This window comes from Streptomyces sp. NPDC059909 (assembly GCF_042730885.1).
In the GTDB taxonomy this organism is placed as follows: Bacteria; Actinomycetota; Actinomycetes; order Streptomycetales; family Streptomycetaceae; genus Streptomyces.
Map to the genome: position 1 here is coordinate 30,115 of NZ_JBHWKX010000014.1, position 22,446 is coordinate 52,560.

16 protein-coding genes and 1 pseudogene are annotated in these 22,446 nt (G+C 71.2%); 15 read left to right on the plus strand and 2 right to left on the minus strand.

What is annotated here, in order from left to right:
• The first annotated feature begins 146 nt into the window (after positions 1-146).
• The 12 genes from ACFV9O_RS12620 (at position 147) to ACFV9O_RS12675 (ending at position 14,420) form a co-directional block, all read left to right on the plus strand.
• Complete coding sequence (locus ACFV9O_RS12620; protein ID WP_385416095.1) at positions 147-1,229, plus strand: sensor histidine kinase; 1,083 nt, start codon at positions 147-149, stop codon at positions 1,227-1,229.
• Between the two features lie 173 nt (positions 1,230-1,402).
• Positions 1,403-2,890, plus strand: coding sequence for a bifunctional folylpolyglutamate synthase/dihydrofolate synthase (locus ACFV9O_RS12625; RefSeq protein WP_385416291.1), 1,488 nt, complete (start codon positions 1,403-1,405; stop codon positions 2,888-2,890).
• 5 nt (positions 2,891-2,895) lie between these two features.
• Positions 2,896-3,261, plus strand: coding sequence for a DUF4233 domain-containing protein (locus ACFV9O_RS12630; protein ID WP_385416098.1), 366 nt, complete (start codon positions 2,896-2,898; stop codon positions 3,259-3,261).
• A gap of 156 nt (positions 3,262-3,417) precedes the next feature.
• Positions 3,418-3,831, plus strand: a complete 414-nt coding sequence (gene ndk / locus ACFV9O_RS12635; RefSeq protein WP_385416100.1) for a nucleoside-diphosphate kinase — start codon at positions 3,418-3,420, stop codon at positions 3,829-3,831.
• A gap of 273 nt (positions 3,832-4,104) precedes the next feature.
• On the plus strand, positions 4,105-5,124 hold the full coding sequence (locus ACFV9O_RS12640) for a rod shape-determining protein (RefSeq protein ID WP_385416103.1): 1,020 nt from the start codon (positions 4,105-4,107) through the stop codon (positions 5,122-5,124).
• 199 nt (positions 5,125-5,323) lie between these two features.
• Positions 5,324-6,385 (plus strand): rod shape-determining protein MreC, encoded by a 1,062-nt coding sequence (gene mreC, locus ACFV9O_RS12645; protein ID WP_385416106.1) that lies wholly within the window; start codon positions 5,324-5,326, stop codon positions 6,383-6,385.
• Between the two features lie 18 nt (positions 6,386-6,403).
• On the plus strand, positions 6,404-7,072 hold the full coding sequence (gene mreD / locus ACFV9O_RS12650) for a rod shape-determining protein MreD (RefSeq protein ID WP_385416108.1): 669 nt from the start codon (positions 6,404-6,406) through the stop codon (positions 7,070-7,072).
• A 19-nt stretch (positions 7,073-7,091) separates the two neighbouring features.
• Positions 7,092-9,266 (plus strand): penicillin-binding protein 2, encoded by a 2,175-nt coding sequence (mrdA, locus tag ACFV9O_RS12655; RefSeq protein ID WP_385416110.1) that lies wholly within the window; start codon positions 7,092-7,094, stop codon positions 9,264-9,266.
• Positions 9,267-9,269: 3 nt separating this feature from the next.
• Entirely contained in the window at positions 9,270-10,469 is a 1,200-nt protein-coding gene (rodA, locus tag ACFV9O_RS12660) for a rod shape-determining protein RodA (RefSeq protein WP_385416113.1), read from the plus strand.
• A gap of 74 nt (positions 10,470-10,543) precedes the next feature.
• A complete protein-coding gene (locus tag ACFV9O_RS12665) occupies positions 10,544-12,184 on the plus strand; it encodes a CHAD domain-containing protein (RefSeq protein WP_385416116.1) in 1,641 nt (546 codons plus the stop codon).
• A gap of 87 nt (positions 12,185-12,271) precedes the next feature.
• A complete protein-coding gene (locus ACFV9O_RS12670) occupies positions 12,272-14,233 on the plus strand; it encodes a TIGR03960 family B12-binding radical SAM protein (RefSeq protein WP_385416119.1) in 1,962 nt (653 codons plus the stop codon).
• Between the two features lies 1 nt (position 14,234).
• Positions 14,235-14,420, plus strand: a complete 186-nt coding sequence (locus ACFV9O_RS12675) for a hypothetical protein (protein WP_385416122.1) — start codon at positions 14,235-14,237, stop codon at positions 14,418-14,420.
• A gap of 228 nt (positions 14,421-14,648) precedes the next feature.
• Here ACFV9O_RS12675 and ACFV9O_RS12680 read toward each other — a convergent pair whose 3' ends face one another.
• The gene (locus tag ACFV9O_RS12680) at positions 14,649-15,119 is read right to left on the minus strand and encodes a VOC family protein (protein WP_385416124.1); all 471 of its coding nucleotides are present in this window, start codon (positions 15,117-15,119) and stop codon (positions 14,649-14,651) included.
• 201 nt (positions 15,120-15,320) lie between these two features.
• Here ACFV9O_RS12680 and ACFV9O_RS12685 point away from each other — a divergent pair, with 201 nt between their 5' ends.
• Positions 15,321-15,599 (plus strand): hypothetical protein, encoded by a 279-nt coding sequence (locus tag ACFV9O_RS12685; protein ID WP_385416127.1) that lies wholly within the window; start codon positions 15,321-15,323, stop codon positions 15,597-15,599.
• Between the two features lie 17 nt (positions 15,600-15,616).
• On the opposite strand, the pseudogene ACFV9O_RS12690 reads toward ACFV9O_RS12685, so the two are convergent.
• Positions 15,617-15,772, minus strand: a pseudogene (locus ACFV9O_RS12690) (IS630 family transposase); the annotation flags it as partial.
• A gap of 1,298 nt (positions 15,773-17,070) precedes the next feature.
• On the opposite strand from ACFV9O_RS12690, the gene ACFV9O_RS12695 reads away from it, so the two are divergent.
• Entirely contained in the window at positions 17,071-17,826 is a 756-nt protein-coding gene (locus ACFV9O_RS12695) for a TIGR03936 family radical SAM-associated protein (protein ID WP_385416129.1), read from the plus strand.
• 286 nt (positions 17,827-18,112) lie between these two features.
• Positions 18,113-22,282 carry a ribonuclease E/G gene (locus ACFV9O_RS12700; RefSeq protein WP_385416132.1) on the plus strand — a complete coding sequence of 1,390 codons (4,170 nt, stop codon included), beginning with the start codon at positions 18,113-18,115 and terminating at the stop codon, positions 22,280-22,282.
• The last annotated feature ends 164 nt before the right edge of the window (positions 22,283-22,446 follow it).

The window sequence follows — 22,446 nt, forward strand, 5'->3', positions numbered from 1 at the left end:
GCCGCTCCCTTTCTCCGCTGGGACCATACCCCCCCCTCCCCCCGAGTGGGGCAGAGGCCCACCCCCCCCCAACCCCCCCCCCCCCCCCCGCCCGGCCCCCCCCCCCTCCTTTCCCCCCGGGGCGCCGGTACGCGGACCGCTGGGCGGTGTCGCCGCGTGCCGTCGACGCCGTCACCGCGCTCAGCTGCTTCGCGCTGATGCTCCTCGACGTGCCGGGCCTGGCCGAGGCGGACAACTCCCTGGGCCGGGTGAGCGCGACCGTCGTCCTGGCGGCGGGCGCGGCGACGCTGCTGCTGCGGCGCCGGGCGCCCTGGGTGCCGTACCTCGTTGCACTCGGCTTCCTCGGCTGGCTGCACGAGCTGACGCTCATCCAGTTCGCGCTGTACTCGCTCGGCCGCTTCCGGGGCCGTGTCGCGGGCGCCGTGGCCACGGCGGGCTACATCCTGACGGCGTACCTGCTGTTCAGCACGCCAGGCTGGCCGGCCCATCGGGGCGATTCGCTGAGCGAGTTCCTGAGTCTGGTGGTGCCGATCGGAGTCCTCGCCTCGGGCGTCGGGATCGCCGCGTACCGGCAGGACCTGATCCGTGAGCTGGAGACACAGCGCGCGGAGACCGTGGCTCTCCAGGCCGTGCAGAAGGAACGCACCTCGGTCGCCCGCGATGTGCACGACCTGGTGGGCCGGGAGCTGACCATGCTCGCCGTACGGGCCGAGGTGCTGGCCGTACGGGCCCGGGGAGAGGCGCACGGGGCCGACTTCGACGAGCTCGCCGAAACGGCCCGCCGCGCCCATCACATGCTGAACGAGATCATCGTGCGGCGTGCCGACGAGCGGACCGCGACCCCGGGCCTCGAGGGTCTCCCCGCGCTCGCGGCGGAGGGGGAGCGGATGGGCAGCCCGGTGGAGCTGACGATCACCGACCGGGCCCGCCGGATCCCGGCGCTGCGGCAGACCGCGGTGTACCGGGTGGTGCAGGAGTGTCTGACGAACGCCGCCAAGCACGCGCCGGGGGAGACGGTGACCGTGCACATCGACGTGGAGGGCGCCCGGCTGCGGATCGAGGTCGGCAATCCGCTGGCGGCCGAGGACCCGGCGCGCGAGGAGCCCGTATCGAGCGGGACCGGCACGTTCTCGATGCGCGAGCGGGTCGAGAGCATGGGCGGGGTGCTCACGGCGGGCCCGCGGGACGGCGCGTACCACGTGCTGGCCCTCCTGCCGTCGGGCCTGTGAGGGCATCCCCAGGGCGTCCGCAGGGCATGGGGCAGGGCATCGGCAGGCCTCTGCAGGCGGGCCTCGACCGTGGTGTCGGTGGCCCTCCGTAGACTGGCAGCGTGAGTGAGCAGCAGCAGCCGGATCCCTTTGACGACGCCGATGACACCGACGACGTCGACGACGTCGACGCCATCCACGAGGCCGACGTGTTCGACGAGATCGTCGATGGCGAGACCGACCGTGACCCCGACCTGGCGGTGATCGAGGCCGGCAGCCGCACCCTGCGCACCCAGGCCGGACCGCCCCAGGCAGACCAGGTGCCCATGCGGCCCGCCGACCCGGAGGTGGACAAGGCGCTGCGCGAGGTCGAGGCGGACCTCGCGACCCGCTGGGGCGAGACGAAGCTGGAGCCGTCGGTCAGCCGGATCTCGGCGCTGATGGACGTGCTGGGCGAGCCGCAGCGCGCGTACCCGTCGATCCACATCACGGGCACGAACGGCAAGACGTCCACGGCCCGCATGATCGAGGCCCTGCTCGGCGCCTTCGAGCTGCGCACCGGGCGGTACACCTCGCCCCACGTGCAGTCGATCACCGAGCGGATCAGCCTGGACGGCGCGCCGATCGACCCCGAGCGCTTCGTCGCCACGTACAAGGACATCAAGCCGTACGTCGAGATGGTCGACGCCGCCCAGGAGTTCCGGCTCTCCTTCTTCGAGGTGCTGACCGGCATGGCGTACGCCGCGTTCGCCGACGCGCCGGTCGATGTGGCCGTCGTCGAGGTCGGCATGGGCGGCAGCTGGGACGCCACCAATGTCATCGACGGGTCGGTCGCCGTGGTCACCCCGATCGATCTGGACCACACCGACCGCCTGGGCACGACCCCGGGCGAGATCGCCGGCGAGAAGGCCGGTGTCATCAAGCAGGGCGCGACCGTGATCCTGGCGCAGCAGCCGGTCGAGGCCGCGCAGGTCATGCTGAAGAAGGCCGTCGAGGTCGACGCGACGGTGGCCCGCGAGGGCATGGAGTTCGGCGTCGCGTCCCGTGAGGTCGCGGTCGGCGGGCAGCTGCTGACCCTGCGCGGCCTCGGCGGGGAGTACGACGAGATCTTCCTCCCGCTGTACGGCGCTCACCAGGCGCACAACGCGGCGGTGGCGCTCGCCGCGGTCGAGGCCTTCTTCGGCATCGGCGCGCAGCACGCGCGCACGCTCGATGTGGACACCGTCCGCACGGCGTTCGCGTCCGTCGTCTCGCCCGGCCGCCTCGAGGTCGTACGCCGCAGCCCGACCGTCGTCCTGGACGCCGCGCACAACCCGGCGGGGGCGCGGGCGGCCGCCGAGGGCATCACCGAGGCGTTCGGCTTCTCGCGGCTCATCGGTGTCGTGGGCACCAGCAGCGACAAGGACGTGAGGGCTGTCCTCGAGGCCTTCGAGCCGGTCTTCACGGAGATCGTCGTCACGCAGAACTCCAGCCATCGCGCGATGAACGCCGACGAGCTGGCCGCGGTGGCCGTGGAGGTCTTCGGCGACGAGCGGGTGGTCGTCGAGCCGCGCCTCGACGACGCGCTGGAGGCGGCGGTCACGCTCGCCGAGGAAGAGGCGGAGTACGCGGGAGCGGGCATCCTGGTCACCGGCTCCGTGATCACGGTCGGCGAGGCCCGGCTGCTGCTGGGGAGGGGCTGAGTCCCATGCGTACGCTCTGTGCGTCGACGCTGATCGGCGAGTTCTTCGTGATCGGCTTCGCCGGTCTGGTGGCGATGAAGACCGACGGGCTGTCCATGACGCTGGTCTGGACGGTCTGCGGCATCGCGATGTTGCTGTCGGTGCTGCTGTGCGGGATGATCACCCGGCCCGGAGGGGTCCAGCTCGGCTGGGTCCTGCAGATCGGCCTGATCGTGAGCGGCTTCGTGGTCCCGATGATGTTCATCCTTGGCGTGGTGTTCACCGCCCTGTGGTGGGCCTCGGTGCACTACGGACGCAAGGTGGACGAGGCGAAGGCGGCATGGGCCGCGCAGCACTCCGCCGAGGCCTCGGCAGGGCCTGACGCTGCGTAACGGTCCACGGGGGGCGCCCTGTAGCCTCTGAGGGGCCGGCGCGTCCGGCCCCCCTCATCCCGAGACCCGAGACCCAGGAACCGACACCTGGGACTCGACCCGGGACTCGACCGCCGAGTCCCGCACCCGAGACCCGCACTCGAAGGAGCCCGCACCGTGAGCCAGCGCACGCTCGTCCTGCTCAAGCCCGACGCCGTACGCCGCGGCCTGATCGGCGAGATCATCGGCCGTATCGAGCGCAAGGCGGGCTGGCAGATCACCGCGCTGGAGCTGCGCCGGCTCGACCGCGAGACCCTGGAGCAGCACTACGCCGAGCACGTCGGCCGGCCGTTCTACGAGCCGCTCGTCGAGTTCATGCTGTCCGGCCCGGTCGTCGCCCTCGTCGTCGAGGGCGAGCGCGTCATCGAGGGCGTCCGCACCCTGACGGGCCCGACCGACCCGATCGCGGCCGCCCCCGGTTCCATCCGCGGCGACTACGGCACGATCGTCCGCGAGAACCTCATTCACGCCTCGGACTCCGAGGAGTCCGCCATCCGGGAACTGAAGATTTTCTTCCCGGGTCTTTCCTGATTGAGCGTCAGCCGTCCAGCGCTCCTGGCCTGGGGCGACCGAAGGAATTTCGGTCGCCCCTCGGCATACGAACCCCGATACCGGGAACGCTTCGCTCCGACTCGTCGTCACCCTTATTGAGGCGGGCCAGCGCGCGGTGTCCGTGCAGGCGGCACTACGATGGAAGCCTTCACGCCACAGCGCCTGAGCAGCACCTCCTCGCCTACCTAAAAAGCCATCAAAGCTCGATTTGGGAAGGCCCGACGCATCCTCATGGGACACAAGGGGAACTCAATGTCGTTCATCGGCCGTGACATGGCTGTCGACCTCGGGACCGCCAACACGCTGGTGTACGTCAGGGGTCGTGGGATCGTCCTCAACGAGCCGTCCGTCGTCGCCATCAACACGAACACCGGCGGGATCCTCGCGGTGGGCTCCGAGGCCAAGAAGATGATCGGCCGCACGCCGGGGAACATCGTCGCGGTGCGCCCGCTCAAGGACGGCGTGATCGCCGACTTCGAGATCACCGAGCGGATGCTCCGCTACTTCATCCTCAAGATCCACAAGCGTCGCTGGGCGGCGCGCCCGCGCATCGTCGTCTGTGTGCCCTCCGGCATCACCGGAGTCGAGCGACGGGCGGTCATCGAGGCCTCGACGCAGGCCGGCGCGCGCCAGGTGCACATCATCGAGGAGCCGATGGCCGCCGCCATCGGAGCGGGTCTGCCGGTCCACGAGGCCACCGGCAACATGGTGGTGGACATCGGCGGCGGCACCACCGAGGTGGCCGTGATCTCCCTCGGCGGAATCGTCACGGCACAGTCCATCCGGGTGGCCGGCGACGAGCTGGACAACGCGATCATCCAGCACATCAAGAAGGAGTACAGCCTCCTTCTCGGTGAGCGCACCGCCGAAAACATCAAGATCACCATCGGCTCGGCCTACGCGATGGACAAGGACGAGCACACCGAGATCCGCGGCCGCGACCTGGTCTCCGGTCTGCCGAAGACGGTGGTCATCTCCGCCGCCGAGGTCCGCAAGGCCATCGAGGAGCCGGTCAACGCGATCGTCGACGCCGTGAAGACCACGCTCGACAAGTGCCCGCCCGAGCTGTCCGGCGACGTCATGGACCGCGGCATCGTCCTCACCGGCGGTGGCGCCCTGCTGCGCGGCCTCGACGAGCGCCTGCGCCACGAGACCGGTATGCCCATCCACATCGCCGAGGACCCCCTGGACTCGGTCGCGCTCGGCTCCGGCAAGTGCGTCGAGGAGTTCGAGGCGCTCCAGCAGGTGCTGGACGCCCAGCCGCGCAGGTAGCGGACACAACCCGAAGCCTCCCCCTGGTCCGTCCGCCCGGGGGACCCCCTGTGCGGCCGCTGCCGGACCCGTACGGCGGATCGTTGGTATAACGGCACAAAGCACCGCCACACAACAACATCAGCGCCACTCCGCAACATCACAGAGCACAACGGCACGCAGCACACACATTCCTATGAGGAAGGCACGGCCGCCGCACGTGAGGGACACGAAAGAGAGCCGGCTGCTCCTGGTCCTGCTGATCGCCATCGCGTTCGCACTGATCACGGTGGACATCCGCGGCGGCCAGGAGTCACCGGTGGACGGCGCCCGGCAGGCCGCCGCCGCGGTATTCGGACCGGTCGAGAACGGCGTGGCGGCGGCCGTCGACCCGATCGGCAACGCCATCGGAGCGGTCCGGGACTCGGGGGAGCGCCACAACCGGATCGCCGTGCTGGAACGGGAGAACGCCACCCTCAAGGCGAGGCTCGGCAGCGACGCCCGCAACCAGAGCCGGCTCCGTCAGCTCGACGACATGCTGAAGAAGGCGGCCAACGGGCAGTACGGCATCAAGGCCGCCGAGGTCATCGCCATAGGAGCCGCCCAGGGCTTCTCCTGGACCGTCACCATCGACGTCGGCTCCCGGGACGGCATCCTCCGCGACATGACCGTGCTCAACGGCGACGGGCTCGTCGGCCGAGTCACCACCGTCGGCCCGGACACCGCGACCGTACTCCTCGCCAACGACCCGGACTTCACGGTCGGTACGCGCATGGAAGGCACCGACGAGCTCGGCTTCGCGACCGGTCAGGGCGACCGGCCGCTGTCCGTGCAGCTCCTCAACGGCAAGGCCAAGGTGAAGAAGGGCGACCGGCTGGTCACCTTCGGCTCGCAGGCCGACAAGCCGTTCGTGCCCGGGGTACCGGTCGGCGAGGTCGTCCGCGTCGACCCGTCCGGCGGCGACCTCACACGGACCATCTTCGTCCGCCCGTTCGCCTCCTTCTCCAAGCTCGACATCGTCGGAGTCGTCGTCCAGGCGCCGCGCAGCGACCCGCGCGACACGGTCCTCCCGGCGAAGCCGAAGCCGACCCCCACGCCCACGGTCACGGTGACGGTGACCCCGTCGCCCAACGGCCAGGAAGAGGACGGGAGTCAGGGCGACGGCACGGACACCCGCACGGGCGCGGACACCGCGGCGGACGCCCGCAGGGACACCGGAGCGAGTACCGGCCCCGATACGGGCACTGACACAGGCACAGACACCGGCCAGAACGACGAGTAGCAGGAGGAGCTGAACACCATGCGCTTCAACCGGATGCTGCTCTCCACCACGCTGGTCGTGGTCGCCCTCGTCGTCCAGGTCTCCGTCCTCTCCCGCCTCCACCTCCCCGGGGCCGTCCCCGACCTGCTGCTGCTCGTCGTCCTCGCCCTCGCGCTCGTGTACGGGCACGTCAGCGGCGCCCTCATCGGCTTCGGTGCGGGCCTGCTCGCCGACCTCGCCCCGCCCGCCGACCACGCCGCGGGACGCTACGCGCTCGTGCTGTGCGTCATCGGCTATCTCGCGGGCCTCGTCAAGCCGGAGACCGGCCGGCTCACCTCGGCCACGGGACCGATGCTCGTGGTCGTCGCCGCCGCCGTCGGCTCCACCCTGCTGTACGCGGGCGTCGGCGCCCTCGTCGGCGACACGGCCGCCCGCCATGTCGGCCTCGGCTCGCTGCTGTTCACCGCGGCCGTGTACGACCTGCTGCTCGCGCCGTTCACCGTGCCGCTGATCATGGCGCTGGCGAGACGCGCCGAGAACGACCCGCTCGCCGAGAACCAGTCCGGCGCCACCGACGTGTCCAACGGATGGACGTCCTTCGGCACCGGACTGCGGATCGGCAGCCAGCGCAGCGGCGGACTCCGCGTGAAGGCGGCCAGGACACGAGCGTCCCGCGCCGGCCGCATCAAGGGAATCAAGCGACTGTGATCGAGGGGGCATCGGCAGCGTGACCAACATTCCCGAGACCGGACGGACCCCTCGCGTCCAGATCCGGCTCGTCGTCATCCAGATCCTCGTCTTCTCCCTCCTCGCCACCCTGGGCGGACGCCTCTGGTTCATCCAGATCCGCGACGGCGAGGAGTACGCCAAGGAGGCCTCGGGAAACGGCGTCCAGCAGGTCGTCCAGCCCGCCGTCCGCGGCGAGATCCTCGACGCCCGCGGAGTGCCGCTCGCCGACAACGAGACCCGTCTCGTCGTCTCCGCGTCCCGCACCGATCTGCTGAAGATGAAGGACGACGGCAAAGGCGTCCTCACCCGGCTCGCGGCGGTCCTCGGCATGAAGCCGAAGGACGTCATGGACAAGGTCCGGCTCTGCGACTCCAAGACCCCGCAGCCCTGCTGGAACGGTTCCCCGTACCAGCCGATCCCGGTCACCGACGAGGCCACCACCCAGCAGGCTCTCCAGATCCGCGAGCGCGCCGAGGACTTCCCCGGCATCACCGCCGAGCCCACCGCCGTCCGCCGCTACCCGGCACCCGGCAAGGCCAACACCTCGCAGGTACTCGGCTATCTCTCGCCCGTCACCGACGAGGAGATCGAGAAGGCCAAGGACACCGACTCGCCGTTCCTCCGCTCCGACCAGGTCGGCCGCTCCGGACTCGAGCGTACGTACGACAAGGATCTGCGCGGCAAGGCCGGTGTCACCCGCTACGAGGTCGACAACCTCGGCCGCGTCATGGGCCAGGCCAAGGCGGACAAGGCCGAGCCCGGCGCCAATGTCGTCACCTCCATCGACGCCCGCGTCCAGGCGGTCGCCGAGTGGGAGCTCAACAACGCGATGAAGGAAGCCCGCAAGGTCTTCGACGACAACACCAACCGGAACTACAAGGCCGACTCGGGCGCCGTCGTCGTCATGGAGGCGAAGACCGGCCGGGTGGTCGCGATGGCCTCGCTGCCCACCTACGACCCCAACGCCTGGGTCGGCGGCATCTCCGCCAAGGACTACGCCAAGCTGACCGGCAAGAAGTCCAACTTCCCGCTGCTGAACCGGGCCATCCAGGGCCAGGCCGCACCCGGCTCGATCTTCAAGGTCGTCCCGACCACCGCGGCGGTCAACGCCGGCTACGACTTCAAGGGCCGCTACCCCTGCCCGAGCTCGTACTCCATCGGCAACCAGGTCTTCAAGAACTTCGAGTCCCAGGGCCACGGCAGCATCACCCTCGGCCAGGCCCTCGAGGTCTCCTGCGACACCGTCTACTACGGTCTCGCCCACCAGCAGTGGATCAAGGACGGCGGCCTCAAGCCGAAGAAGAACCCGGCGGACTGGTTCTACAAGACCGCCCACCAGTTCGGCCTCGGCGCGGAGACCGGGATCGACCTGCCCAACGAGGAGACCGGCCGGGTCCCCGACCGCCGCTGGAAGCAGAAGTTCTGGGAGGCGAACAAGGACTACTGGTGCAAGACCGGGAAGAAGGGCGGCACCTACGTCCAGCAGCTCTCGTACGAGAACTGCCTCGAAGGCAACCTCATGCGCGCCGGTGACTCCGTCAACTACTCCATCGGCCAGGGCGACACGCTCGTCACCCCCATCCAGATGGCCACGATCTACGCCGCCATCTCCAACGGCGGCACCCTCTACGACCCCACCGTCGGCAAGGCGGTCATCAGCGCCGACGGCAGGAGCGTGCGGGAGATCAAGCCCAAGTCGCACGGCAAGCTGCCGATGAACGCCAAGACGCGGGCGCTGATGGACGAAGCCCTCGCGGGAGTCGCCACCCGAGGTACGGCCGCCTGGCGATTCGGCGGCTGGCCGCAGGACAAGATCCCGATGCACGCCAAGACCGGCACGGCAGAGGTCCACGGCAAGCAGACGACCTCGTGGTTCGCCACGTACACCAAGGACTACTCGATCGTCATGACGATCTCCCAGGGCGGTACGGGCTCGGGCGCCTCCGGCCCCGCCGTGCGCAACATCTACAACGCGCTCTACGGGCTCGACATGGAAGGCAACCAGGATCTCAAGCAGGCCCTGCTGCCGCAGCCGCAGAAGGCCCTGCCGAAGATCAGCCCCGACGGGACGATCGACGCCCCGCAGATCCGGCCCTACGCCCCGCAGAAGCCGAAGCCGGAAGAGCCCAAGACGCTCGCGGGCCCGCCGCCCGCGACAGGGCGGAGGGACTGACCCATGGCCGGAACCCACGGCTTCTCGGTCGCGCGGTACGCCCCCGAACGCGGCCCCTGGGCCAGGCTCACCGCCCGTGACTCGATGCTGCGCCGGCTCGACTGGCCGATGCTGCTGTCCGCCGTCGCGCTGTCGCTGATCGGCGCGCTGCTCGTCTGGTCGGCCACGCGCAACCGCACCGAGCTCAACCAGGGCGACCCGTACTACTTCCTGTTCCGCCATCTGCTGAACACCGGCATCGGCTTCGCCCTGATGGCCGGCACGATCTGGCTCGGCCACCGCACCCTGCGCGGAGCCGTGCCGGTCCTGTACGGGATCTCCGTGCTGCTCGTCCTGCTGGTGCTCACACCGCTCGGCGCGACGATCAACGGTGCGCACGCCTGGATCGTGGTCGGCGGCGGATTCTCCCTCCAGCCGTCCGAGTTCGTGAAGATCACGATCATTCTGGGCATGGCGATGCTGCTGGCGGCCCAGGTCGACGCGGGCGACCAGGTCCACCCCGACCACGGCACGGTCGCCAAGTCCCTCGGCCTGGCGGCCGTCCCCATGGCGATCGTGATGCTGATGCCGGACCTCGGCTCGGTCATGGTGATGGTCGTGATCGTGCTCGGCGTGCTGCTCGCCTCCGGCGCCTCCAACCGCTGGGTCCTCGGGCTCATCGGCACGGGCGTCGCCGGCGCCGTCCTGGTCACCGCGCTCGGACTCCTCGACGAGTACCAGATCAACCGCTTCGCCGCCTTCGCCAACCCCGAGCTCGACCCGGCGGGCGTCGGCTACAACACCAACCAGGCGCGCATTGCGATCGGCTCCGGCGGGCTGCTCGGCACCGGCCTCTTCAAGGGCTCGCAGACGACGGGCCAGTTCGTGCCGGAGCAGCAGACCGACTTCGTCTTCACCGTGGCGGGCGAGGAACTCGGCTTCGTGGGAGCCGGCTTCATCCTCTTCCTGCTGGGTGTGGTGCTGTGGCGGGCCTGCCGGATCGCCCGCGAGACGACCGAGCTGTACGGCACGATCGTCGCGGCCGGGATCATCGCCTGGTTCGCCTTCCAGTCCTTCGAGAACGTCGGGATGACGCTCGGCATCATGCCCGTCGCCGGGCTTCCGCTGCCCTTCGTGTCGTACGGCGGCTCGTCGATGTTCGCCGTGTGGGTGGCGGTCGGGCTGCTGCAGTCGATCCGCGTCCAGCGGCCGATGACGGCCTAGGAACGACCGGCCCCGGACCGACAACGGCTCGGTACGTACTGACGCGGAGGCGCCATGGCGTCTAGATTTTGTTCATGGCGGACACGAAGCGGGAAATCGAGCGCAAGTACGAAGCCGACGCCGGGACCGAGCTGCCGGACCTGACCGGCGTGGCCGGGGTGGCGGCCGTCGTCCACCAAGGCGTGACGGAGCTGGACGCCACCTACTACGACACCCCCGAGCTGCGCCTCGCGGCGGACGGGATCACGCTGCGGCGGCGCACGGGCGGCGGCGACGAGGGCTGGCACCTGAAGTTCCCCGTGTCCGCGGGCATCCGCGACGAGATCCGCGCCCCCCTCGACGACACCCTGCCCCGCGCCCTCACGGACCTCGTCCGCTCGCGCACGCGCGATGCCGAACTCGTTCCCGTCGTCCGGCTGCTCTCCTCCCGGGACGTCAGCCACCTGGTCGACGAGCAGGGCGAACTCCTCGCCGAACTGTCCGTCGACTCCGTGCTCGCCGAGCGCCTCACGGAGGGTGGCGGCACGACGTCCTGGACCGAGATCGAGGTCGAGCTCGCCGACGACGGTGACCCGGCCCTGCTCGACGCCGTCGGCAAGCGCCTCGGCAAGGCGGGGGTGCGGCCCTCGTCGGCCGCGTCCAAGCTGGCACGGGCGCTGGAGGAGACAGCACCCGCCTCCGCCGGGGCCGAATCCGGGGCCGAGCCCGGGTCCGCGCCCGCCGGGGCGGTCGACACCCGCGCCACGAAGCGGACCGGCAAGGACGCCAAGGCCCCGAAGGCCGCCGAGGCCGCGAAGACCGTCAGGGACCGCGGGGCACGGCTCGGACCAAAGGACGCCGGCGAGTTCGTCCTCGCCTATCTGCGGGAGCAGCGGGACGCCGTCGTCGCGCTCGACCCCGCCGTGCGGCGGGACCTGCCCGACGCCGTGCACCAGATGCGGGTCGCCACGCGCCGCATGCGCAGCGCCTTCAAGACGTACCGGAAGATCATCGACCGGCAGGTCACCGACCCGCTCGGCGACGAGCTCAAATGGCTGGCGGGAGAGCTGGGGGCCGCCCGGGACCAGGAAGTCCTGGCCGAGCGGCTGCGCGACCGCGTCGACGGGCTGCCGGATACGCTGGTGCTCGGGCCGGTCCGGCGGAGGCTCACGTTCTGGGGCACCGCGAACCGGTCCGACGCGCGGCGCCGCTCGGTCGCCGTCCTCGACACCAAGCGGTACCTCGCCCTCCTGGACGCCCTCGACGCCCTCCTCGACGAGCCGCCCCTCCTCGAGGCCGCCGCCGCGAAGCCCGAAGACGCCCTGCCCAAGGCCGTACTCAAGGACTACGGCCGCCTCGCGGCCCGCGTCGCGCACGCACTCGGCCTCCCCGCGGGCCACGACCGGGACCTCGCCATGCACGACGCGCGCAAGGCCGCCAAGCGCGCCCGCTACGCCGCGGAGGCCGCGACCCCCGCCCTCGGCAAGCCGGCCAGGAAATTCGCCAAGCGCATGAAGGCCGTCCAGACCGTCCTCGGCGACCACCAGGACAGCGTCGTCGCCCGCGACACCCTCCGCGACCTCGCGATCCAGGCCTACGCGGCCGGTGAATCGGCGTTCAGCTGGGGACTTCTCTTCGGCCAGGAGCAGGCGTCGGCCGCCGACCGGGAGCGCGAGCTCCCCGACGTCTGGGACAAGGCGTCCCGGCCCAAGCTGCGCGCGGCACTGACGGCCTGACCCCGGCGCCTCCTGGGCGGGCGGGGAGCACGTCCCGATCGGGTTACGCTTGAGAATCGCCCTTTGCCAGCCCACGAAGGTTTCCTGATGTCTGCCGAGTCGGTCTTCCCACAGCTCGAAGCTCTGCTCCCGCATGTGCAGAAGCCCATCCAGTACGTCGGTGGTGAGCTGAACTCCACGGTCAAGCCGTGGGAGAGCTGCGACGTGCGCTGGGCGCTCATGTACCCGGACGCGTACGAGGTCGGACTGCCCAACCAGGGCGTCATGATTCTCTACGAGGTACTGAACGAGCGCGAGGGCGTCCTCGCCGAGCGCACGTACAGCGTGTGGCCGGACCTCGAAGCGCTGATGCGCGAGCACGGCGTCCCGCAGTTCACCGTGGACAGCCACCGCCCCGTCAAGGCCTTCGACGTCCTCGGCCTGAGCTTCTCCACCGAGCTCGGCTACACGAACATGCTCACGGCCCTCGACCTCGCAGGCATCCCGCTGGAGGCCAAGGACCGCACCGTCGACGACCCGATCGTCCTCGCGGGCGGCCACGCCGCCTTCAACCCCGAGCCGATCGCGGACTTCATCGACTGCGCGGTCATCGGCGACGGCGAGCAGGCCGTCCTGGAGATCACCGAGATCATCCGCGCCTGGAAGGCCGAGGACCGCCCCGGCGGCCGCGAGGAGCTGCTGTTCCGTCTCGCGAAGACCGGCGGCGTGTACGTCCCGGGCTTCTACGACGTCGAGTACCTGCCCGACGGCCGCATCGGCCGCGTCGTACCGAACAAGTCGGGCGTGCCGTGGCGCGTGTCCAAGCACACCGTCATGGACCTCGACGAGTGGCCCTACCCCAAGCAGCCGCTCGTCCCGCTCGCCGAGACCGTCCACGAGCGGATGTCCGTCGAGATCTTCCGCGGCTGCACCCGCGGCTGCCGCTTCTGCCAGGCCGGCATGATCACGCGCCCCGTGCGCGAGCGCAGCATCACCGGCATCGGCGACATGGTCGAGAAGGGCCTCAAGGCGACCGGCTTCGAGGAGGTCGGCCTGCTGTCGCTGTCCTCCGCGGACCACAGCGAGATCGGCGACATCGCCAAGGGCCTCGCGGACCGGTACGAGGAGGACAAGATCGGTCTGTCCCTCCCGTCCACCCGCGTCGACGCGTTCAACATCGACCTGGCGAACGAGCTGACCCGCAACGGCCGCCGCTCCGGTCTCACCTTCGCCCCCGAGGGCGGCTCCGAGCGCATCCGCAAGGTCATCAACAAGATGGTCTCGGAGGAGGACCTGATCCGGACCGTCGCCACCGCGTACGGCAACGGCTGGCGCCAGGTGAAGCTGTACTTCATGTGCGGTCTGCCGACCGAGACCGACGACGACGTCCTGCAGATCGCCGACATGGCGACCAAGGTGATCCAGAAGGGCCGCGAGGTCTCCGGCTCGAACGACATCCGCTGCACGGTGTCGATCGGCGGCTTCGTGCCCAAGCCGCACACGCCGTTCCAGTGGGCCCCGCAGCTCTCCGCCGAGGGGACCGACGCCCGCCTGGAGAAGCTCCGCGACAAGATCCGCGGTGACAAGAAGTACGGCCGCTCCATCGGCTTCCGCTACCACGACGGCAAGCCCGGCATCGTCGAGGGCCTGCTCTCGCGCGGCGACCGCCGCATCGGCGCCGTCATCCGCGCCGTCTACGAGGACGGGGGCCGCTTCGACGGCTGGCGTGAGCACTTCTCGTACGACCGGTGGATGGAGTGCGCGGAGAAGACGCTGCCCGAGTCCGGCGTCGACGTCGACTGGTACACGACCCGTGAGCGTACGTACGAGGAGGTCCTGCCCTGGGACCACCTGGACTCCGGTCTCGACAAGGACTGGCTCTGGGAGGACTGGCAGGACGCGCTCGACGAGACCGAGGTCGAGGACTGCCGCTGGACGCCGTGCTTCGACTGCGGTGTCTGTCCGCAGATGGATACGACCATACAAATCGGCCCGACCGGCAAGAAGTTGCTGCCTCTGACGGTCAAGAACGCAGGTCCGACGCCCGCCGCGAGTGGTCACACCCACTGACGTGAGCGAGGCACTCGATCGGGTGATTGAGGCGCTGGCGGGGGTGAGCGAGGAGGAGGTGGCTGCGGTGCTGGCTGCGGTCGTCGCTTCGCCCCCTCGCCCGTCGGCGCCGCTGGCGTCCTCTCGGACGTCGCTGCCGGGTCCTGGCAGTGCCCTGCACATCGTCTCCGAGGTGGAGTGGATCTGAGGGCTCGTTCCAGGCTTATGCGAGGCTGTGTGGCCTTTGAGCCCCTTCCCTCTGGGAGGGGCTCTCGGCGTGGTGGCGTTTGAGCCCGTCAATCTGGCGCTGTGAGGCCCTCGACGGAGCCGAACCTCAGCTTTCTCCAAGAGGCAGGCACACAGTGCATGAGGTCGGAACCGTCGTGGCTGGCGCGGTCGGCCGCACGACGACGGCGCACGTGTGGAACGTGGTAGGTCAGGCCAGGGCGTCGGCGTCCTGCACGGAGGCTGCGAACGCCTCGGGGCCCTGCTCCGCCGCCGCCGGGTCCATCCACATGACCTGCCAGCCGTGGCCGTCGAGGTCGAAGAAGCTGCGTGAGTACATGAAGCCGTAGTCCTCGGCGCCATCCGCCTCGGAGCCACCCGCCGCGAGCGCAGCGGCGCTGACCGTATCGACCTCATCGCGGGATGCCACGCTGAAGCAGTACAGCGCCAGCGTGTGCGTGGTGGGATCGGCCATCGGCAGTTTCGCGAACTCCGCGAACTTCTCGCGGCTGAGTAGCATGACGAAGGCGTGCTCGCCGACCAGCATGCAGGCGGCGGTCTCGTCGGTGAACTTCGGGTTGAAGCTGAACCCGAGCTCAGCGAAGAACGCCTTGCTGCGCTCGAGGTCCGCTACGGGGATGTTCACGAACAGCATGCGGCCGGGGTGTGCGGGATTGGTCATGGTGGGTCTCCAGTCGGTGGCTCGATGGCGTACGTCCTGGTAGACCGGCGCAGCCTGCGGAACTCATCGGTGGATCTCGGCTAGTGCCCTGACCGCATACGTTCACGGTGTCGGATGGCGTTCGACCGGACGGCGTGAGCGGTCGTGAGGCTTTGGCACTGGTGGTGTCCTGGACACCAGCGCGGGTGGCAGCATCGTCTCGTGATCACTCGTGTTGAAGAGGGCGAAGCTGTGGTTCAGGGAGACGAAGTGGTCAGGGCCCTTCTGACGGCGATGGCGACCTTGGAGGATCTCGTCGAGGTGGGGCATGAATCGCATTCGGCGTTGAGCACCCTGGAAGACATCGCCCATGAGCTCGGCAGGATGGATTCGGGTGAGCGCCGGCGGTTCATCGAGGTCCTGGAGCGCATCGCCGCGGAAGAGCCGGGCCGGGCCGCCTGGATCCGGGGCATTCCCAATGCACTGGGCCTTGATCGTTGAGGCCTGAAAACCGAAGGTCACGCGGCTTCAGGGACGGGGCGTCCGCCCCAGCGGATGCCGTTCTCACTGCGGATGCGGGCGCGCTGGCGGCGCTGGGCGGCCAGGACGTCTGGGTGGCGGGCGTTCCTGTTGCGCCAGCGCAGATAGGCGTGCAGGGCGCGGGTCTGGGCGGTGTAACACTCCTGCGACGGCCCGGCCCTGGGGAAACCCAGGGCCGGGCCTTTCGCGTCTCCCCGATCATGGACCTGGAGAAGCGGCAGCAGCAGCCCGAGCAGCCCGAAGGCTGTCTGACGGTGGCCATCAGGATCCCGGTGCGGATCGTGGTGCTGGTCGTCGTCGTGCCCCTGCGCATGGTGTGGGACCTGCTCGTGGTGTGCGGGCGGGCGCTGGAGCGCGTGCTGCTGAGGCCGATCGGCCGGGCGCTGGGGTGGCTGTACGAGACGGTGCTGACCCCGATCGGGCGCGCGATCGCGTGGCTCGCCGAGGTCGTCGCCATCGGGGCGTGGTGGCTGGTCAAGGCCGTCTTCTACTGGCCCTGGGTGGCCGTGTGGCGGTACGTGGCCGTGCCGGTCGCCACCTACGGCATCGCGGTTCCGCTGGCCTGGCTGTACCGCGCCGTCCTGGCTCCGCTCGGTCGCGGACTGGCCCGTGTCCTGGCCTGGGTGTACGTCCGGTTGCTCACGCCGCTCGGTCATGGCATCGGGTGGCTGGTGTGGGCGGTCCTCGTCTGGCCGTGGACCGCGCTGTACCGGTGGATCCTCACTCCGCTCGGCCACGGTCTGGCCTGGCTGTACGCGCGCGTGCTCGCCCCGGCGGGCCGGGGCGTGTGGACGGGCGTCATATGGCTGGCGGGCGTCCTGGTCGTCGCGCCCGCCCGCTTCGTGTGCCGCTGGATCCTCACCCCGGTCGGCCGCGCCCTCGTGGTCGTCGGCCGGGAGACCGGCGCCGCGCTCGTGGTCGCCTGGCGCGTCGCCGGGTTCGTGTCGCGGGCCGTCGGCCGCGCCTTGAAGTGGCTGGCCCGGAATCTGCTCGGGCACCCCGTGGCGTGGTTCTACCGCAACGTCTGCACGCCGGTCGGCCACTTCGTACGCGATCAGGTCTGGGCCCCGGCCAAGCTGGCGGCCGTCGAGGCCGGACGCGCCGCCCGCGAGGCGCTGAGGTCGGCCAGCGAGACCATCCGGCAGGCCCGGCTCGACGCCTGGCGGGCGCTCGTCGGCGGGGGGCACGCGCCCCGGCCCGTGGAACCGGCACGGCCCCGGGCGCGTAACCTGGAACGTAAGCAACAGACACCGACCGTCCCCGGCGCGGTGCCCGGACCCGAGATCTCCCTGCGGAAGTGGGCTGAGCCGGGCGACGGGCCCCTGGGGGTCACCGAAGACCAGACAGGGCGGCGCACGACAGCGCCGCCTCGCACCGAGGAGAAGAACCACTGGGCAAGCGACAGCCCGAAGGCCCGCCGCCCGCACCTGCGGTGCAGCGCATCCGACTGCGCTACACCAAGCGCGGCCGCCTCCGGTTCACCAGCCACCGCGACTTCCAGCGCGCCTTCGAGCGTGCGCTGCGCCGTGCCGAGGTGCCGATGGCGTACTCGGCGGGGTTCACTCCGCACCCGAAGGTGTCGTACGCGAACGCCGCGCCCACCGGCACGGGCTCCGAAGCCGAGTATCTGGAGATCGCGCTCACCGAGGTCCGGGACCCCGGGGGGCTGCGGGTCCTTCTCGACGAGTCGCTGCCGGCCGGCCTCGACATCACGGACGCGGTCGAGGCCCGTACGTCGGGTCTGGCGGACCGGTTGACCGCGTCCGTGTGGGAGCTGCGGCTCGACGGCGTCACGGTCGAGGACGCGGAGAAGGCCGTCGGGACCTTCCTCGCGGCCGAGACGGTGGAGGTCCAGCGCCGGACGAAGAACGGCATGCGGACCTTCGACGCACGGGGTGCCGTGGCCGGGCTGGAGGCGGACTCTCCACAGCCTGATAGGCCCGGAGAGGGGCCCTGTGCGATACTGCGGCTGGTTGTGCGGCACGTGACACCTGCCGTGCGACCCGACGACGTCCTGTCCGGTCTCCGAGCTGTGGCCGACCTGGCGCCGCCGGTCCCCGCAGCGGTGACCAGGCTGGCGCAGGGGCTCTTCGACGAGGAGTCCGGCACGGTGACCGACCCGCTCGCGCCCGACCGCGAGGCAGTCACGGCCGCCCCACCCACGGCCGCCGGGCCCGCCTCCCCCTAGCTCCGCTGGGGTCACAGACGACGGCGCCGGAAGGTGCCGGTCCCGCGCAAGGGCAGTCGTCGTAGCGCCGCCCTCGTACTCGGGAGCCACCTGGGTCGGGCAGCGCACAGACCAGGAGACTTTCGCCAGGCCGTGCGTACATCGCGTACGGAACCGGCGAGCCAGACATACAGCTCCCGTGCGGCGCCCGCGCCCCGGACAGCGGCTTCCGCGTTCATCACGCGGTACGTGCCGCCGGACCGGAACCAGGCGCGGCGCCCGGGAGCGTGACGGGAGAACCGCCCGCATGCTCGAGCCGAACGACCCCGGTGTGACCGGGGACGACACCACCCAGGACAACGAGAACTCCACCCCCAGCGACACGCTGCCTCCGCGCCGCCGTCGCCGCGCCGCGTCCCGCCCTGCGGGCCCGCCGACGACCGCTCCGGTGGAGACCGTGAAGGACGTCACGGCGTCCCTCTCCGCGGCCATACCGGCGCCGTCCGCGGAGGCGCCCGCCGCCGAGCCGGTTGTTGCCGAGCCCGTTGCCGACGAGGCGCCCGCGCCGCGCACGCGTCGTCGTGCGACGCGCAAGGCGACCGCGGCCGCAGGCGCGCCCGCTGCCGCCGAGACCGTCGGCGCGACCACCGCCCCGGCCGGCGAGGCCGCCGAAGAGGCCCTCGAGGCCGTCGGTGAGGAAGCCACTGCCGAGGAGGCCGCACCGGCCCCGGCCCGTACGCGTCGTCGCGCGACCCGCAAGGCGACCGCCCCGGCCGGCACGCCCGCGGCTGCCGAGACCCCCGCCGAGTCCACTGCCGTGGAGGCGCCCGCCGCCGAGCCGGTTGCTGCCGAGGCCGCTGCCGACGAGGCGCCCGAGCCGCGTACGCGTCGTCGTGCGACCCGTAAGGCGACCGCGCCCGCGGGTGCGCCCGCTGCGGCCGAGATCGTTGCCGAGCCCACCGCGGCGCCTGCCGCCGCCGAGCCCGCCGCCGAGGCGCCCGAGCCGCGTACCCGCCGTCGGGCCACACGCAGGACGGCCGCGCCCGAGGGCTCGCCCGCCCCGGTGGAGGCGGCCACGGCCGTCGGCGCCGTCGAAGACATTGAGGAAGGTGCCGTGAGCGACAACGCCGCGGAGACCGAGGGCGCCGCCGAGGCGCCCGCCCGCCGCACCCGCCGTCGGGCGACCGCCCCGGCCGGAGCGCCGGATGCGGCCGAAGCCGCCGCCCCCGAGGCCGTGGAGGCCGAGGAGCCCGAGGCCGAGGAGGCCCCCCGGGGCCGTACGCGCCGCCGCGCCACCCGACGGGTCGGCACGCCCGTGCAGGAGGACGAGGCCGGGGCCGGTGGCGAGGGACTGCCGGCGGACACCGTCGCACAGATCACCGCCGAAGAGGCCGAGGTCGAGGCGGCCGAGCGGGCCGCTTCGCGCGGCCGCACGCAGCGGCGCGCGACCGCGCCGAAGTTCACCACCGCCCCCGAGCCGGAGAAGGCCGAGGAGCCCGCGCGCGGGCGCCGGGCCGGCCGGCCGGCCGTGGCCGTGTTCCAGGCCCCGGTGTTCACCGAGCCGATGTTCCAGACCCCGGAGACCGCCGCTGCCGCGGCCGCCGCCGAGGCCGCCGAGGCGGTCGAGGAGGAAGAGGAAGAGGCCGTCGAGCCCGCCCCGGCCGCCGTGACCACCCCGCGTCGCCGCCGTCGCCGCCGTGGCGAGCCCGTCGAGGTCACCGAGGTCGCGGAGGAGCCGGAGGCCGAGGCCGCCGAGGAGCCGGAGGCCGAGGGCGAGGGCGAGGGCGAGGAGGCCGAGGAGTACGAGGACCGGCCCTCGCGCCGCCGTCGCCGTGGTGGCCGTCGCCGTCGCCGTGGTGAGGCCGTGGAGTCGGAGGGTCCCGAAGTCGCCGAGGAGGCCGAAGAGGCCGAGGAAGAGGCGGAGGAGGAGGCCGAGGAAGAGGCGGCCGAGTCCGAGGCCGTCACGCCGTCCGCCCCCGGCACCAGCAGCAGCCGTCGCCGCCGTCGCCGGCGCCGTCGCAGCGGTGAGCCCGCCGACGTCGAGGAAGAGGCGGGCGAGGAAGAGGGCGTCCGTACGGTCGTCAAGGTCCGTGAGCCCCGCCCCAAGGCCGAGCCGTCCGACGAGGTGCAGTCCATCAAGGGCTCTACCCGTCTCGAGGCGAAGAAGCAGCGCCGCCGCGAGGGCCGCGAGCAGGGCCGCCGCCGGGTGCCGATCATCACCGAGGCGGAGTTCCTGGCCCGCCGCGAGGCCGTCGAGCGCGTGATGGTCGTCCGGCAGAACGGCGACCGTACCCAGATCGGCGTCCTCGAGGACAACGTGCTCGTCGAGCACTACGTCAACAAGGAGCAGTCGACCTCGTACGTCGGCAACGTCTACCTGGGCAAGGTGCAGAACGTCCTGCCGTCCATGGAGGCCGCCTTCGTCGACATCGGCAAGGGGCGCAACGCCGTCCTGTACGCGGGTGAGGTCAACTTCGAGGCGCTCGGGCTCGCCAACGGCCCGCGCCGTATCGAGACCGCGCTGAAGTCCGGCCAGTCCGTCCTCGTCCAGGTCACCAAGGACCCGATCGGTCACAAGGGCGCCCGGCTCACCAGCCAGGTCTCCCTGCCCGGCCGCTACCTGGTGTACGTGCCCGAGGGCTCGATGACCGGTATCAGCCGCAAGCTGCCCGACACCGAGCGCGCCCGGCTGAAGACCATCCTCAAGAAGATCGTCCCCGAGGACGCGGGCGTCATCGTCCGTACGGCCGCGGAGGGCGCCAGCGAGGACGAGCTGGGCCGCGACGTCGAGCGCCTGCAGGCGCAGTGGGAGGAGATCCAGAAGAAGGCGAAGAACGGCAACGCTCCGACCCTTCTGTACGGCGAGCCGGACATGACCGTCCGCGTCGTCCGCGACATCTTCAACGAGGACTTCACCAAGGTCATCGTCAGCGGTGACGAGGCGTGGGACACCATCCACGGCTACGTCGCGCATGTCGCGCCCGACCTCACGGACCGGCTGAACCGCTGGACCTCCGAGGTCGACGTCTTCGCCACGCACCGGATCGACGAGCAGCTGATGAAGGCGCTGGACCGCAAGGTCTGGCTGCCGTCCGGCGGCTCGCTGGTGATCGACAAGACCGAGGCGATGGTCGTCGTCGACGTCAACACCGGCAAGTTCACCGGCCAGGGCGGCAACCTCGAGGAGACCGTCACCAGGAACAACCTGGAGGCGGCCGAGGAGATCGTGCGCCAGCTGCGGCTGCGCGACCTGGGCGGCATCGTCGTCATCGACTTCATCGACATGGTGCTGGAGTCCAACCGGGACCTGGTGCTGCGGCGCCTGCTGGAGTGCCTGGGCCGGGACCGTACGAAGCACCAGGTCGCCGAGGTCACGTCGCTGGGCCTGGTCCAGATGACCCGTAAGCGGGTCGGCCAGGGTCTGCTGGAGTCGTTCTCGGAGACCTGCGTCCACTGCAACGGCCGTGGCGTGATCGTGCACATGGAGCAGCCGGCAACCGCCGGTGGCGGGGGCGGCGGCAAGCGGGCGAAGAAGCGCGGCCGCGGCGGCGCCGAGCACGTCCACGAGCACGAGGTCGTCCTCGAGGCGCCGGGTGGCGAGGCTCCGCCCGCAGAGGAGGAGATCGAGACCGAGATCGAGGTCGCGGCGGAGGTCGCGGCGCCGGTTGCGCTGCCCGAGCCCGCCTTCGCCCCGGACGAGGAGCTGTACAGCAGCGCCGCCGAGGCCGAGGCCGCGGCGACCCGTGGCCGTGGCCGCCGCCGGGCGAGCCGCAAGGCGACCGCCCCGGCGGGCGCGCCGAAGAATGCCGAGCCGGTGCAGGAGGTCCTCGAGGCCCCCGTCGCCGAGGCTCCCGTCATCGAGGCCCCGGCCGCCGAGCCGGTCCGGCCGACCGAGGAGGAGCCGGCCCCCGTGGGCCGTACCCGCCGCCGTGCCACCCGCAAGGCGACGGCCCCGGCCGGTTCGCCGAAGGGGACCGAGGCCCCGGTCGAGATCGTGGCCGAGGCACCGGTGGTCGTCGAGGCTCCGGCCGTTGCCGAGGAACCGGCTCCCGAGCCCGAGGCACCCGCTGCCGAGGCCCCGGCCGCCGAGGCGCCCGTCGCCGCTCCGCCGCGCGCCCGCCGGCGGGCGACCCGCAAGGTCACCGCCCCGGCCGGTTCGCCGTCCGGTGCGGAGGAGGCCGCGGTCGTCGTGGTCGCCTCGACGCCGCAGGCCGAGCCCGAGGCGGCCGCCGAGGCCCCGCAGGCGCCGGAGACCGCGGAAGGCGCGGAGGCCCCGGCCAAGAAGGCGGCCCGCAAGACCGCCAAGAAGGCCACGGCGAAGAAGGCCGCCACCAAGAAGACGGCGGCCAAGAAGACCGCGGCGAAGAAAACGACCGCCAAGAAGGCCACCAAGGCGGCCACCAAGAAGACCGCCGCCGCGGAACAGCAGGCGCTGCCCTCCGTGACGGCATCCGCGACCGCGTCCATCGAAAGCTGAACAACTGATGACAGGTGGCTGAACGTCCGCGTCCCGTCCCTCATGATCGAGGGGCGGGACGCGGCGTTTGTAGCGCAATTGATGCCTGGTCCCGTTAACGGCCACGAAATTGACTAGGAAATTCCTGATAATGTGACGGCGGTCGCTGCCGTGTCGGGGCCCCG